This window comes from Alloalcanivorax venustensis ISO4, assembly GCF_015356855.1.
GTDB classification, from domain to species: Bacteria; Pseudomonadota; Gammaproteobacteria; order Pseudomonadales; family Alcanivoracaceae; genus Alloalcanivorax; species Alloalcanivorax venustensis.
In genome coordinates this window covers 24,328-38,716 of sequence record NZ_ARXR01000009.1, presented here as the reverse complement: position 1 = coordinate 38,716, position 14,389 = coordinate 24,328, and the positions used below count along the sequence as shown (strand labels likewise).

The 14,389-nt window shown below is 64.8% G+C and carries 14 protein-coding genes; 5 read left to right on the top strand and 9 right to left on the bottom strand.

The features are described from left to right. Positions 1-8 precede the first annotated feature (8 nt). The 3 genes from ISO4_RS07535 to ISO4_RS07525 all read left to right on the top strand — a co-directional run bounded on the left by ISO4_RS07535 (position 9) and on the right by ISO4_RS07525 (position 4,083). Positions 9-3,113 (top strand): transglutaminase-like domain-containing protein, encoded by a 3,105-nt coding sequence (locus ISO4_RS07535; protein ID WP_228547994.1) that lies wholly within the window; start codon positions 9-11, stop codon positions 3,111-3,113. Further along, positions 3,110-3,520, top strand: a complete 411-nt coding sequence (locus tag ISO4_RS07530) for a hypothetical protein (protein ID WP_142948566.1) — start codon at positions 3,110-3,112, stop codon at positions 3,518-3,520. Before ISO4_RS07535 ends, ISO4_RS07530 begins: the two co-directional genes overlap by 4 nt. A gap of 122 nt (positions 3,521-3,642) precedes the next feature. Continuing rightward, positions 3,643-4,083: a DUF3617 domain-containing protein gene (locus tag ISO4_RS07525; RefSeq protein WP_142948567.1), complete on the top strand. Its 441-nt coding sequence runs from the start codon at positions 3,643-3,645 to the stop codon at positions 4,081-4,083. Between the two features lie 20 nt (positions 4,084-4,103). On the opposite strand, the gene ISO4_RS07520 is transcribed toward ISO4_RS07525, so the two are convergent. The 6 genes from ISO4_RS07520 to ISO4_RS07495 are packed head-to-tail and all read right to left on the bottom strand — an operon-like array spanning position 4,104 to position 9,778. Next, complete coding sequence (locus tag ISO4_RS07520) at positions 4,104-4,883, bottom strand: crotonase/enoyl-CoA hydratase family protein (RefSeq protein WP_142948568.1); 780 nt, start codon at positions 4,881-4,883, stop codon at positions 4,104-4,106. Between the two features lie 37 nt (positions 4,884-4,920). After that, positions 4,921-6,198 carry an MFS transporter gene (locus tag ISO4_RS07515; RefSeq protein ID WP_142948569.1) on the bottom strand — a complete coding sequence of 426 codons (1,278 nt, stop codon included), beginning with the start codon at positions 6,196-6,198 and terminating at the stop codon, positions 4,921-4,923. Further along, complete coding sequence (locus ISO4_RS07510) at positions 6,199-7,332, bottom strand: thiolase family protein (RefSeq protein ID WP_142948570.1); 1,134 nt, start codon at positions 7,330-7,332, stop codon at positions 6,199-6,201. Then, a complete protein-coding gene (locus ISO4_RS07505) occupies positions 7,329-8,729 on the bottom strand; it encodes an MATE family efflux transporter (RefSeq protein ID WP_323745351.1) in 1,401 nt (466 codons plus the stop codon). The genes ISO4_RS07510 and ISO4_RS07505 overlap by 4 nt, the downstream gene beginning before the upstream one ends. A gap of 5 nt (positions 8,730-8,734) precedes the next feature. Continuing rightward, the gene (locus tag ISO4_RS07500) at positions 8,735-9,169 is read right to left on the bottom strand and encodes a PaaI family thioesterase (protein ID WP_067604838.1); all 435 of its coding nucleotides are present in this window, start codon (positions 9,167-9,169) and stop codon (positions 8,735-8,737) included. A gap of 36 nt (positions 9,170-9,205) precedes the next feature. Then, a complete protein-coding gene (locus tag ISO4_RS07495) occupies positions 9,206-9,778 on the bottom strand; it encodes a TetR/AcrR family transcriptional regulator (RefSeq protein ID WP_142948571.1) in 573 nt (190 codons plus the stop codon). 221 nt (positions 9,779-9,999) lie between these two features. Here ISO4_RS07495 and ISO4_RS07490 point away from each other — a divergent pair, with 221 nt between their 5' ends. Next, positions 10,000-10,383: a DoxX family protein gene (locus ISO4_RS07490; RefSeq protein ID WP_142948572.1), complete on the top strand. Its 384-nt coding sequence runs from the start codon at positions 10,000-10,002 to the stop codon at positions 10,381-10,383. A gap of 101 nt (positions 10,384-10,484) precedes the next feature. On the opposite strand, the gene ISO4_RS07485 is transcribed toward ISO4_RS07490, so the two are convergent. Continuing rightward, entirely contained in the window at positions 10,485-10,886 is a 402-nt protein-coding gene (locus ISO4_RS07485) for an NINE protein (protein WP_142948573.1), read from the bottom strand. A gap of 36 nt (positions 10,887-10,922) precedes the next feature. After that, the gene (gene purT, locus ISO4_RS07480) at positions 10,923-12,104 is read right to left on the bottom strand and encodes a formate-dependent phosphoribosylglycinamide formyltransferase (protein ID WP_194855745.1); all 1,182 of its coding nucleotides are present in this window, start codon (positions 12,102-12,104) and stop codon (positions 10,923-10,925) included. Positions 12,105-12,256: 152 nt separating this feature from the next. Between purT and tadA the strand changes: the two genes are divergently transcribed. Further along, positions 12,257-12,712, top strand: coding sequence for a tRNA adenosine(34) deaminase TadA (gene tadA / locus ISO4_RS07475; protein ID WP_194855744.1), 456 nt, complete (start codon positions 12,257-12,259; stop codon positions 12,710-12,712). Here tadA and mltF read toward each other — a convergent pair. Then, positions 12,709-14,133 carry a membrane-bound lytic murein transglycosylase MltF gene (gene mltF / locus ISO4_RS07470; RefSeq protein ID WP_142948576.1) on the bottom strand — a complete coding sequence of 475 codons (1,425 nt, stop codon included), beginning with the start codon at positions 14,131-14,133 and terminating at the stop codon, positions 12,709-12,711. The two genes, tadA and mltF, sit on opposite strands and share 4 nt — an antisense overlap. Positions 14,134-14,389 lie beyond the last annotated feature (256 nt).

Genomic DNA, 14,389 nt, shown 5'->3' with positions numbered 1-14,389 from the left:
AGACCATCATGGAACAGATCCGTCGCGCCGGTGCGTTGTGCCGCACCGTGGCCCTGGCAACCACCCTTTTGCTGCTTAACGCCGTCATCTGGCCCTCCTGGGCGCTGGCCATTGAGGCCGAGCGCCACAAGGAGCAGCAGGAACAGGCCCGCTGGGAAGCCCGGCATCAGACCTTCGAGCAGGTATTGCGCGGCATTCGCGACCAGGCGCGTCAGCAACAACAGACTATCAACGAGCGACTCGGCGAGGACTCCGGAATCATGGCGCGCGCTGCCCGGGCGCTGGGGCTTGGCGACGAAGCGCTGGCTACGGAGCGCCTTGTCTGGTTGCAGGAAAAAGCGAATGCGATGCACCAGCAAGCGTTGGCCGGTTTTAAAGAAACCGAGGCCCGGCTGGAGAAAAACAACGCCAGTACTCGAATTCGGGACCGCCACGAACGCGCAGTAGCGGACTATCTCCAGCGTTATCAGCATTTGAAAAAGCAATTGCAGTCGGTAACCGGCTCAGAGTCACTGACCGCCCAGAGCGACGCCACCGCGGAGCTGGTCGGTTTCCTGGAGCCGTTCCGCATGGAGAAGCCCCGTGACCCCTTCGACCCGAACAAACTCCCCTGGCGAACCCCGGATCCGGACCAGACCCGTGCCCCCGCGAACAGCGCCTCCGAGTTAAGCCGCAGCAGCGGGCTTCCCCTGTTCGATATGGGGGCTCAGGTCGCCAGTTCATCGGCATCCATGGACGGTCTCCTGTTGGAAAGCGCGGTGGCCCCCGACGAGGAGCATCTGGCGAGCACCCTGGACGCGGATATCACGCCGGCCATCGAAGCGCTGGCGGAAGAGCTGAATCACGAGCCCGTGGCGATCTATCAGTGGGTGCGCAATAACATCGAGTTCATTCCCAGCTACGGCTCCATCCAGGGCTCCGAATACACCTTGGAAAACCGTCGCGGTAACGCTTTCGACACCGCCAGCCTTCTGATTGCGCTGCTGCGTGCCTCTGAAATACCGGCGCGCTACGCCATGGGCACCGTGGAAATACCCGCGGACCAGGTAATGAACTGGGTGGGTGGCGTCCGTGCTCCCGGCGCGGCCGGCAACCTGCTCGGCCAGGGCGGCATCCCAAATACAGCCATGACCCGTGGAGGCCGCGTCGACAGCTTCCGATTGGAGCACGTCTGGGTGGAAGCCTGGGTGGACTTCCACCCGAGCCGTGGCGCGGACCATCGCCAGGGCGATAGCTGGATCCCAATGGATGCTAGCTTTAAACAGTACGACTACGGTGACGGCATGGCGCTGGACCAGGAGGTGCCGTTCGATGCGCAAGCGCTGGCCGACACCATCGAACAGCAAAGCACCATCAACGAAGAAGAAGGCTGGGTGCAAGGCGTGCCCGGCGGTGCCATCGAAGACAGCCTGGAGGACTATCGCGCGGAACTGGAAGCCTACATCGACAGCCAGGCCCCGGACGCCACCGTAGGTGAAGTATTGGGGAGCAAAGGCATCAAGGAAGTGATTCACGAACAACTGGCCCCTTCACTGCCCTACCAGCGGATCACTCGCCAACTGACCACGCCGGAACTCTCGGATTCACTGCGCTGGAAGTTCAAGTACCAACTGCACACCGACGCCAACGGCTACAAAGGCACCGAGCTATTCACCATCGAAGAGCCCACCGTGGCGCTCGCCGGCAGAAAGCTCTCAGTGTCTTTCTCTCCCGCCACGCAGGAAGACGAAGACACCCTGGCAGGGTATCTGCCGCAACCGGATGAAGAGGGTGAACTGGATCCGGGCCAGCTCCCCGACACGCTGCCCGGCTACCTGATCAACCTGAAGGCTGAGCTCGCCGTCGACGAAGACATTGTCGCCAACCCGGACGTGGAAGTGACTATGGGGTCCGGCTTAATTTCGGAGATGGGCTACTGGCAGCCGGGCCGGGGCTGGGACACTTCGGAAAACAACCCGATCGCCGGTGAATACCGCGCGCTCGCCCTGGACCTGCAAGGCATTAGCGCCCAGGCCGCGGAAGATCTCGAAACCAGCCTGGAAGACACCCGGGCCAAGTTGGATGCCGAGGACTACACCGGCCTCACCAAGCAACAGCTGGTGGGTGACATGCTCTACAGCACCATCCTCGGCTACTTCGCACTCAACGACATGCAGGACCAGATCGGCGAACGGCAAGCCAACAGCGTTGGCTACAGAGCGCCCAGCTACGGCCTGTTCAAAACCAGCCTGCAACCGCAATACTGGTTCGGCATGCCCCGCGACGTAAAAGCCAGCGGCCTGACCATGGACGTGGACCATATGAGCAGCATCCGCGTCGACAAAGACAACAACCGGGAACGCTGGGTGGCCTTCAACCGCGCCACCGGCGCCCGTATGTCCGCCATGGAACATCTCGTCCCGGAAGAAATGTACAGCACCGAAGACAACCCCGCCCACGGCATCAGCGCCGTAAAGGCCCTGCAGCTGGCGGCGGCGGAAGGCCAGAAAATCTGGACCATCACCCAGAGCAACCTTAGCCAGGCCATGGCCGCCCTCAACCTGAGCAGCTCCGTGGAGGCCGACATCCGCAATGCTGTCCGCACCGGCAAGGAAGTCACCGCCCACGAAGACACCATCAACTTCCACGGGCGCCCCTCCGCCGGCTATATGGTCATCGACCCCGAAACCGGCGCCGGCGGCTACCTTATCGCCGGCGGCGAGAACGGCGGATTCCTATCTGTAATCATAGCTGCTCTGTTGGGTTTCTTAGGGGGGATTACTATGAGTGGAAAAACTGGCCAGCCAGTTTTCTCAGAAAGACTAAGGACTTTGGCTAGGCAAGCAAGATACGTTTCTATACTCGGAGTGATATCCCTTTTTGTCGAGACTTTGGGCGCGCTGGGGGATGATTCGTTAAGTATTTCTAGCAAGATTGGTCGTATTTCAACCGCGATGTTTGCTTATGCGTCAACATCCATTGTGACGGCGGCTGCGTTTAGTGTTATTGGAGGGCCTGTTGCTGCTGCGATCGCGGGCCTAGTCTTTGCTGCTATCATAACAGTGCTTCTTATTAACTTTAATAGTAGGTATTTTTCGTCTAATCATATTAGATTTTTCAGAGGTTATGCGTGATATACGAAATAATCGCTTTTTTTTTGGCGGCCATTTCTTCACTCTCTCTCGTGATTTTTATGACTATGTGCTGGGCTAGATTCTGGCCCAGGGTTCCAAGTAAAGACACTGAAAAATTAGTAAACGAGGTGAAGGTTGGTGATCGTAGGGTTTGGATTGTTACTGTTAAATACCACTATTTTCATCAAGGTGAAAAATACGAAGGTAATACGTATTTTCTTTTTGGAGGACGTCCCTTTTCATCAAAAGAAAAGGCGGAGGAAGCGGAAATGCCAGATCGTGTATTCGTTTGCCCGGTCAGTGCGAATATCAGCTATCTAAGGCAGGACCAGAGGACATTTTGGTTCTTTTTGGGAGCTGCCATTTTCGGCTATATCGTGACTCCATTTATATTTTTATTGTCATGAAGGGCCATTGGAGCCGTGTGGGACAGACGTTTTCCGCACGTGGGCTGCCTCGTTCGGGGGATACTATGCGACGTTCGGCGGACCTACGATTGATTACATGATATACCGAAAGGAGAACAACCATGAGGATGTCGATTTCAAAGGCTTGTGTCGTGGCCCTGCTGATCACTGCGCCTGCACTGGTTTCGGCGGAAACGCCCAACATTAACCCTGGCCAGTGGGAATATGAGACCACCATGACGATGAGCGCCGGTGGCCAGGCGATGCCGGCCCGGACCATGAAGAACAAGGACTGCGTGCGCCAGGAAGACGTGACCGATCCGGACCTGTTCGGCGGTGATGAGCTGAAGGACTGTGAGGTGTCCGAGCTGGAGCAGAGCCGGTCACGGTTGCGTTATACGCTGAGCTGTCCGGGGCCGGACGGTTCGCCCTATACGATGTCGGCGGACCTCAAGCTCCAGGGCGACACCATGGAGGGCACCATGACGGGTGATATGAAGAGCCCCATGGGGCCGATGAACATGCGCATGGAGCTGAGCGGCAAGCGCATCGGCGACTGCTGAGTGTCGGCTGCTTCGGGGTTTTATTCGAACTCGCCGTGGCGGCCGGCGCCTTTGGCGAAGCGTTCGGCGCCGGCGATGGCTTCTTCGAAGACGATCGGGTAGCCGCCGGCGCCTTCGCGGGCCAGCGCGTCCGCCAGGGGCTGGTCCCATTGCTGGTAGGCGGAGAGCCGGTCGGCGCGCAGGCAGCGTTGTGGGAAGCCGGCGATGCTGTGGGCCAGGGCCTGGGCGCTTTCCAGGCCTTCGCCGTCGTCGACCACGCGGTTGGCGAGGCCCATGCGCAGGGCTTCGTCGGCGTGCACCGGGCGGCCGGTGAGGATCATGTCCATAGCGTGGCCCTGGCCGACGATACGCGGCAGGCGTACGGTGCCGCCGTCGATCAGCGGTACGCCCCAGCGTCGGCAGAACACGCCGAACACGGCGGAGGCCTCCGCCACCCGCAGGTCACAGAACAGCGCCAGCTCCAGGCCGCCGGCCACGGCGTAGCCGGAGACCGCGGCGATCACCGGTTTGCTGAGCAACATGCGCGACGGGCCCATGGGGCCGGGGCCGGTGCCTTTCGGTTCGACTTCGTTGCGGCGTTGCGGGTCGCCCAGGGCGGCCAGGTCGGCGCCGGCGCAGAAGTTGCCGCCGGCGCCGGCGAGCACCGCCACGCTGACGGTGTCGTCGTCCTCGAACGCCTGAAAGGCGTCGCGCAGGGCGTCGGCGGTGGGGCGGTCCACGGCGTTACGCTTGTCCGGCCGGTTAATAATGATCGTGCGGACCGGGCCGTCGGTTTCGACAAGGATCGGGGAAGCGGACACAAGGTTCTCCTGTTTCTGGGCTCCGCCGCAGTATCGCCTATCCGGCGCCCTTGGTGTACGCCGGGGGCGGCGAGGTTTCCGATTTGCGGATCAGGAACACCGCCAGGGCGGCGAGCACGCAGGCGGCGCCGGCGGCGAACAGCGCGGGGGTGTAGGTGAGCAGCAGGGTGCGCGACAGGCCCGCGCCGTAGGCCGCCACGGCGCCGCCGAGCTGGTGGCCGGCGAAGATCCAGCCGAACAGCATGCCGGCTTTTTGCGGGCCGAACGCCTGGCCGGCCAGCTTGATGGTGGGCGGCACGGTGGCGATCCAGTCGAGGCCGTAGAACATGGCGAACAGGCCCAGCCCGTACAGGGTGAAGTCGGAGTAGGGCAGCCAGAACAGGCTCAGGCCGCGCAGGCCGTAATACCAGAACAGCAGTTTGCGGCAGTCGAAGCGGTCGGACAGCCAGCCGGAGAGGATGGTGCCCACCAGGTCGAAGGCGCCCATCATCGCCAGCACCGAGGCGGCGGGCAGCGGCGCCATGCCGAAGTCGCCGCACAGGGCGATGAAGTGGGTCTGGATCAGGCCGTTGGTGCTCAGCCCGCAGATAAAGAAGGTGCCGAACAGCACCCAGAACACCCGGTTCTTAAGCGCGCCGCGCAGCAGCCGCAGCGGCTCCAGGAAAGACATCGGCGCGACGCCGGCGGCGGGCGGCGCTTCCACCGAGGTGTCGGCATGGGCGCCGAAGGGGCGCAGGCCCAGGTCGCGGGGATGGTCGCGCACCAGCAGCCATACCAGCGCCGCCACCAGCAGGCAGCACAGCACCACCGGCATCAGCGCCCAGCGCCAGCCCACCACCTCGATCAGCCAGGTGGCCAGGGGCAGGAACAACAACTGGCCGGTGGCGACGCTGGCGGTGAGCATGCCCAGCACCAGGCCGCGCCGCTGCTCGAACCAGCGGTTGGCGACCACCGCGCCCAGCACCAGGGCGATCAGCCCGGAGCCCAGGCCCAGCAGCACGCCCCACAGCAGAATCAGATGCCAGACTTCGCTCATTTGCGTGGACAGGCCCAGCCCGCCGGCCACGGACAGCAGCGCCCCGGCCATAATCGGGCGCAGCCCGAAGCGTTCTATAAACAGGGCCGAGAACGGCCCCATCAGCCCGAACAGCACGAAGCGGATCGCCAGCGCGGTGGAAATCTGCTCCGTGTTCCAGCCGAACTCTTCCCCCAGGGGGCGCAGAAACGCCCCCGGCAAACCCAGCGCCGCCGAGGCGGAAAGCATGGTCAGGAAGGTGACGCCGGCGATCACCCAGGCGTAGTGCCAGCGTCGCATTTACAGCGCTTCCAGAATGGTGGCCACGCCCTGGCCGCCGCCGATGCATTGGGTGGCGAGGGCGTACTTCACCTTTTCCCGTTGCAGCAGCGCCGCCGCTTTGCCGGTGATGCGCGCGCCGGTGGCGCCCAGCGGGTGGCCGATGGCCATGCCACCGCCGTCCAGGTTGACGGTGGCCGGGTCCAGATTCAGGTCGCCGATGCAGGCCAGCGCCTGGGAGGCGAATGCCTCGTTGATCTCCACCACGCCCAGGTCGTCGGCGTTCAGGCCGGCCCTGGCCAGCGCTTTCTGCGTGGCGGGGATCGGGCCCAGGCCCATCACCGCCGGGTCGCAGCCGGCGCTGGCCACGGCGCGGATGCGCGCGCTCGGGGTCAGGTTGTGGCGGGCGGCGAAGTCGTCGCTGGTGACCAGTACGGCGGAGGCGCCGTCGGTGAGCGGCGACGAGGTGCCGGCGGTGACCACGCCGTTCTCATCGAACGCCGGCGGCAGCTTGGCCAAGGCTTCCAGGGAGGTGTTGGGCCGGATGCAGCCGTCCTCGGTGATCCACTCGCCGGTGCCGGTCTGGATGCGCACGATCTCGTCGCGCAGGCGCCCCTGCTCCCGGGCGGCGGCGGCCTTGTGGTGGGATTCCAGCGCCATCCGTTCCTGTTCAGCGCGGGGAATGCTGTAGCGTTGCGCCACGTTCTCGGCGGTGCGGCCCATGGACACATAGGCGTCGGTCTGTTCCTGGAGCGAGGGGTTGGGCGAGAAGTTAAAGCCGCCCTGGGGTACCTGCGTCATCGATTCCACGCCCACGCATAGGAAGGCGTCGCCCAGGCCGGCCTCGATGTTGGCGGCGGCAATATGGATCGCCGACATGGACGAGCCGCAGAAGCGGTTCACGGTCATGCCGCCCACCTCCTGGGGCAGGCCGCTGAGCAGGCCGACGATGCGCGCCAGGTTGTTGCCCTGGGACGCCTCCGGGTAGGCGCAGCCGAGAATCACATCTTCGAGCAGCGCCGGGTCCAGGTCGGTGCGGGCGAGCAGCGCCTTGACCACCTGGCTGGCGAGATCGTCCGGACGTACCCGGGCGAGCAGGCCTTTGTTGGCGAAGTGAAACGGGGATCGGGCGTAGCCCGCGATAACGGCTTTCATGGTGTGTCTCCTGTGTCAGGCCCGCCCGGTGCCTGTCGCAGCCAGGGCAAGCCGTTGAACAACGCCATCGCCACCAGGGCGGCCACCATCACCGCGCACAGCGCGGCCAGGTTGCCCGGCAGCCACCAGGCCACCAGCGCGCAGCCGAGGGCCAGCACCGTCAGCCGCACGACGCTGGCGAACAGCGGCCAGCCCATGCGTCCGGCGCCCTGGGAAGCGAAATACAGCGCCAGGCCGACACCGAGAAAGGCGTAGGCGGGCGCGACGATGCGCAGGTAGAGCGCGCCGGTGGCGATCGCCTCCGGGTCGTCGGTGAACAGGCTCAGCCAGGCGTGTGGGAACAGTGCCGCCGCCAGGCCCACGGTCTCGGTGGCGATGGCCGCCACCGCCGCGCCGGTCCAGGCGATGCGCCGGGCGCGCTGGAACTGGCCGGCGCCCAGGTTCATGCCCACCATCGCCACCAGGGCGGTGCCGAAACCGAACACGATGGGGATCTGCAGATACTCGATGCGGATGCCCAGGCCGAAGCCGGCCAGCGCCTCCATGCTGGTGCGCGCCACGAAGAAGGTGGCCACCACCACGCACAGATTCGACAGCACGGTGTTCAACGACGACCACAGACCGACGCCGAGGATCTCGCCGAACAGGGCGCGCCGCAGAGAATGGTGCAAACTCAGCCGCACGCCGCCGCGCCCACGGATCAGCGTGGCCGCGAGAATCACCGTGGCGATCAGGTAATAACCGGCCAGCGCCAGACCGGCGCCGGTGATACCCAGTGCCGGCACCGGGCCGAAGCCGAAAATCAGCACCGGCGAGAGCACCAACAGCAGGGGCACGCCGCCCACCATCACCAGGGCCGGCAGGCGCATATTGCCGGCGCCGCGCAGCACCGCCGACAAACCGTTCATCAACCACAAAAACACCACGCCGCAGAACAGCGCGTTGGAATAGGCCACCGCCGCGTCCAGGGCCGCGCCCTGTCCGCCCAGCGCCCCGTAAAGGGGGACGGCGAAGCCGATCACGATCGCCGAGCAGACCAGCCCGAAGACCAGCACGATCACCACCGCATGCAGGGCCAGGGCGTCGGCCTTGTCCTGATCGCCGGCGCCCAGGGAGCGGGCCACCGCCGAGGAGATGCCGCCGCCGATACCGCCGGCGGACATCATCATCATCAGCATTACCAGCGGAAACACCAGGGCGGCGCCGGCCAGGGCGTCCACGCCCAGCAGGCCGACGTAGTAACTTTCCAGGAAATTGGCCAGTGCCTGGGCCAGCATCACCACCAGGTTGGGGGCCGCCAGCGCCAGCAGGGTGGGCAGCACCGGCGCCTCCAGAATCATCCGGGTGCGCGCATTCGGCAGGGCGCGCGGCGGGCTCAGGGTGGCGGCCTGGTTCACGGTGGTCACCGCTGCATGATCAACAGGGTGGAGGTGGCGCTGGCGTAGAGCTTGCCGTTGCGGTCGGTGAGGCGGGCTTCGGCGAAGCCGAGGCGGCGGCCCAGGGTGATCACCGTGCCTTCGGCGCGCACCGGGCCGGTGTCCTTGGTCATGCCCCGGTGGTAGGCCACTTTCAGTTCCGCCGTGGTATAGGCCTGGTCGGCGTCCAGGCTGGCGTGCACCGCGCAGCCGCAGGCGGAATCCAGCAGGGCGGCGGCGTAGCCGCCGTGCACCGAGCCGATCGGGTTATAGACTTTCTCCGAGGGCGTGCCTTCGAACACGGCGCGGCCTTTTTCCACTTCCACCAGGGTGAAATCCAGGGTGTCGCCGATGGCCGGGTTACGCTTCTCCCGCATCAGCATTTGCAGGGTTTCCAGGCCGTTCAGTGCGGCTTCGCTCATGGTTTTACTCCAATGTTCGAGTTAAAAAATCCGGGGTTAGTGCGTGCCGGGCAGCTGGGCGGCCACGGCGTCTAGGAATTCTTCGGAAAGCGCCGGGTCGTCCACCGCCCGGGACAGCACCAGCGCACCCACCATGGCGGCGCAGGCGGCCACCGCCTTCTGCCGGCGGGCGGCTTTGGCGCGGGTGGGAAGGGCATTGCCGAGCAGGTCGATAAAGCGCTTTACGCTGCCGGTGAAGGCGGCGCGCACCGGCGGGCTTTGTCGCGCGGCATCGCCGGCCAGGGCGGCCAGCACGCAGCCATCCCCGGGGGCGTCGCGGTGGCGTTTGGACAGGTAGCGGCGGGCCAGGGTGTCCATGGACGGTCCGTCGCTGTCGCTGACCAGCCGTCGCCAGCGTCGCCCGGTGACGCCGATGGCGTACTCGCAGGCTTCCGCCATCAGCTGTTCCTTGGAGTCGAAATGGCCGTAGAAGCCGCCGTGGGTCAGGCCGGCGTTCTTCATCAGTTCGGCCACGCCGATGCCGTCGAAGCCCCGTTCGCGAAACAAACGGGCGGCCTGGTGGACGATCTGCTCACGGTTGGCGGCGGCCTGTTCCTTGCTGACTCTCATGCTGGACCTCTTGCGCTTGGCGGTCGCTTTTTGATGATGAGCGTCATTTATATAATGATGATGACCATCATGTAAATAGGCCGCGTGAAGAAAAGTGCGCCGACGGACTGAGACCGGACTGTGCATGAATAGCGAAAGTGTGGGCCGGCTGCTTTTCTTTTCTCCGGCAAAACCGTTCAATAGGCGGCAATAACGATGACTTCTAAAAGCGAGGAGGGAATATGCAAAACGCCGATTTGGGCAAATTGATTCTGCGCCTGACCTTGGGGCTGCTGTTGTTGCTGCACGGCATCGCCAAGCTGGAAAGCGGCGTGGGCTGGATTTCCGGTTCGTTGCAGGGTTATGGGCTGCCGGGTTTTCTCGCCTATGGGGTGTTTATCGGTGAAGTGATCGCTCCGGTGATGATCATCATCGGCTATTACACCCGGATCGGCGCGGTATTGATCGTGGGCAACATGCTGGTGGCGCTGCTGATGGCGCACATGAACGAACTGTTCGCGCTCAGCAAAACCGGCGGTTGGGCGATCGAGCTGCAGGCGTTCTACCTGTTCAACGCGGTGGCGCTGTTCTTCCTCGGCGCCGGCAAATACGCCATGAAAAACTGAGAGAAAAATTGTGGGAGCGGGCCTCGCCCGCGCAAAGTTGGCAAGAGCCACCCGGCGGGATTCCAGAGACGCGTGGAATCCCGCCGGCCTGCATACCCCCTTTAAAGCGACCCGTGCATCATGTTCTTGCTGCTGATCTGCCCGTTCAGGGTCCAGTAGTCATAGAGAATCCCCAGCCCGAACAGACCCACCGTCAGCAGGTAGATGATGCCGGTGATCCATTTGCCCATGTAGAACCGGTGCAGGCCGAACACGCCGAGAAACGTCAGCAGAATCCAGGTGATGTTGTAGTCCGTGGGCCCTGAGCGGTAGCGGATGTCCGCGGACTCATCCATGCCGGGAATCAGAAACAGGTCGATGATCCAGCCGATAAAAAACAGGCCCAGGGTGAAGAACCAGATGGTGCCGGTGATCTGCCGTCCGTAGTAGAAACGGTGGGCGCCCATGAAGCCGAAGATCCAGAGCAGATAGCCGATGATCTTGCTGTGCGTATCCCGATACATGAAAAACCTCTCCGTTGAATTGAAAACGCCGGGCCGTTATAGCTCGACCTTGATGGCGGCAATCACTTTGTTCGCTTTGACGCGGGCGCGTTCCACGCTGTCGGCGCGGGCCACGGCGACGCCCAGGCGGCGGCTGCCGCTGACTTCCGGCTTGCCGAACAGGCGCAGGTCGGTGTCCGGCTGCGCCAGGGCCTCGTCCAGATTGCCGTAGCGCATGTCGGTGGACTCGCCTTTCACCATCAGCACCGAGGACGCGGATGGCCCCCGCTGTTCGATCAACGGCACCGGCAGGCCGAGAATGGCGCGGGCATGCAGCGCGAACTCCGACAGGTCCTGGGACATCAGCGTCACCAGGCCGGTGTCGTGGGGGCGCGGTGACACCTCACTGAACCACACCTGGTCGCCTTTGACGAAGAACTCCACGCCGAACAGGCCGCGCCCGCCCAGGGCGTCGGTGACCGCTTTGGCCTGCCGTTCCGCCTCCACCAGGGCGGCGTCGTTCATCGGCTGCGGCTGCCAGGACTCGCGGTAATCGCCGTCCTCCTGGCGGTGGCCGATGGGCGCGCAGAACGAGGTGCCGTCCCGGTGGCGCACGGTCAGCAGGGTAATCTCGTATTCGAAATCCACGAACCCTTCCACGATCACCCGGCCCTGGCCGGCGCGGCCGCCGGACTGCGCGTAGTCCCAGGCGTCGTCGATGTCCTGCTCCTGTTTCACCAGGCTCTGGCCCTTGCCGGAGGACGACATCACCGGTTTCACCACACAGGGCAGGCCGATCTCACGCACCGCCGCCAGGTACTCCTCCCGGTTGCCGGCGAAACGGTAGGGCGACGTGTTCAGGCCCAGCTCTTCCGCCGCCAGCCGGCGGATGCCTTCGCGGTTCATGGTCAGGCTGGCGGCGCGGGCGGTGGGCACCACGGTGACGCCTTCCTGCTCCAGCTTGAGCAGCTCGTCAGTGGCGATGGCCTCGATCTCCGGCACGATGAAGTGCGGCCGCTCCTGTTCCACCACGCCCCGTATCGCGGCGCCGTCGAGCATGTCGATCACGTGGCTGCGGTGGGCCACCTGCATGGCCGGCGCGTTGGCGTAGCGGTCCACGGCGATCACTTCACAGCCCAGCCGCATCAGCTCGATGCTGACCTCTTTGCCCAGTTCGCCGGAGCCCAGCAGCAGCACGCGAGTGGCGCCGGGCGCATGGGGGGTGCCCAGAGTGGTCATGGTGGCGGCTCCTTTCCTTGAAAATCATTGCATCGCCCGCGGGCGCGTCGAGGCATGATTGTAGCCGCTACGGAGTGCCTTGTGGGAGCGGCGTCTGGCGCCTGGCGTCCCGCACGCCGTACCATACGCCGCTGGAACGCAGGGAGATCACCATGACCGCGCAAGACGATGAATTCTGGATGGCCCGGGCGCTGACGCTGGCGGAAAGCGCCGCCGGGGAAGGGGAAGTGCCGGTGGGCGCGGTGGTGGTGCGTGACGGCGAGGTGATCGGCGAGGGCTGGAACCGGCCGATCATCGCCCATGATCCCACCGGCCACGCGGAAGTGAACGCCCTGCGTGACGCCGCCGCCCGGGCGGGCAATTACCGGCTGTCCGGCGCCACCCTCTACGTCACCATTGAGCCCTGCACCATGTGCTTCGGCGCCTTGATGCACGCCCGCATCGCGCGGCTGGTGTACGGTGCCCGGGAACCCCGGGCCGGGGTCTGTGAAAGTCAGCTGGGTTTGCCCGAGCGCGGTTTCTACAACCACCGCATTGAAGTGACCGGCAGCGTTTGCGCGGAGCAAGCCGCGCAATTGCTGCGCGACTTTTTCCGCCAGCGCCGCTAGTCCGCCAGGGCCACCATGTTGGCGCGGTGGCGGTCGGAGTTGTTGGCCCACACCAGCAGGTCGTAGTAGCGGCGGATATGGCGCACGTATACCGCCGCCTGGCCGCCGGGGGCGGCGCCGTAGCGCAGCTGGTTCACGTAGGCCGGGTCGTCGAGCAGGGTGAGGCGGGTTTTCACGTCCTGCCACAGGTCCGGGTTGTCGCCCTGGCGCTCGGTGAGCACGCGGGCGTCTTCCAGGTGGCCCATACCCATGTTGTAGGCGGCCAGCGCCATCCAGGTGCGGTCCGGTTCCTGGATGCGGTCCGGCACCCGGTCGTGCAGCTTACGCAGGTAGGCGGCGCCGGCACGGATGCTCTGGGCCGGGTCGGTGCGGTCGGAGACGCCCATTTCCCGGGCGGTGCGGTTGGTCAGCATCATCAGGCCCTCGACCCCGGTGGGGGAGATCGCCTGGGCGTCCCACAGGGATTCCTGATAGGCCATCGCCGCCAGCAGGCGCCAGTCGAAGCCGGCGTCCACGGACGCTTCCTGGAATTGGGCGGTGTAGCTGGGCAGGCGGTCGTCCATATGGCGGATAAAACTGCGCGCCGCGTACAGGTTGAACTGGTCCACGTGGCCGTAGAAACGGTTCGCCAGCCGGGTGGTGGTGCCGTCCGCCTTGGCCTGGGTCAAGAAGCGCTGCGCCGCCAGATAGAGGCTGCGGTCGTCGTTGGCGCGGAACGCCCACGCCAGGCCCTGATCCACGCTCAGGGTGAAGCCGGACGCCAGGTCCGGAAACAGCGAGCGGTGGATCGCATAGGCGTTGGAGTTGATCAGGGCGTAGTCGCCGTCGCCTTGCTCGACCAGGGCCAGCAACTGCTCGGCGGTGGCGTTCTCCACCTGCTCGAAGCTCAGTTCCGGGTGGTCCAGCTGCGCCGCCACCAGCATGTCCGCGTGGCGGCTGCCGGCGCGCACCAGCACCTCCTTGCCGATCAGGTCGGTGATCTCGGCGGGGCGCTGGTCACCCAGGCGGTACATCACCAGGGTGTCCACGTTCTGGTAGGGGGTGCTGTAGCGCAGCGCTTGGTCGCCGTCGTGGCCGGCCAGCAGGGCGGATGCGGCCAGATCGGCCTTACCGCGGCGCACCGCGTATTTAAGGTCGGAGGTGCTGTCCACCTCCAGCAGGCGCAGTTCCACGCCCAGGCGCTCGGCAAAGCCGCGCGCCAGCTCGTATTCCATGCCGGTGAGGCCGTTGGGGTCACGGTAGACGGTGGTCAGTGAGGGCCGGGTGGCCACCACCAGCTCGCCCCGCGCCTGGACACGTTCCAGGGCGGTGGGGGTGGGGCGCATCGCCACCATCAGCCCGACCGCGCCAAGCAGCGCGAGCGGGGCGATAAGCTGTCGGCCGGGGCGGAGGAAACCGCGAAGCCGTTGTAGCACTGTCATATCCGTTGATACCTCTGCTGGGTGTACTCCAGACAGGTCGGTACGGCCCGTGCCGTCCATCGCCGGACCCGGAAATCGGGGCGCTCGCCCCCGGGTCGGCTGTGACCTACATCACGTGTGCGCGGCGAATCTACCATCGGAACTGGTCAAAAATCCATCATTTTTGTCCAACAATCATATTTGCTTGCATCTTTTCGGCCCCCGCGGCGCGCGCATAGGAATTCGGGCGGCCATCCCTTATCATTGCGATCCTTAT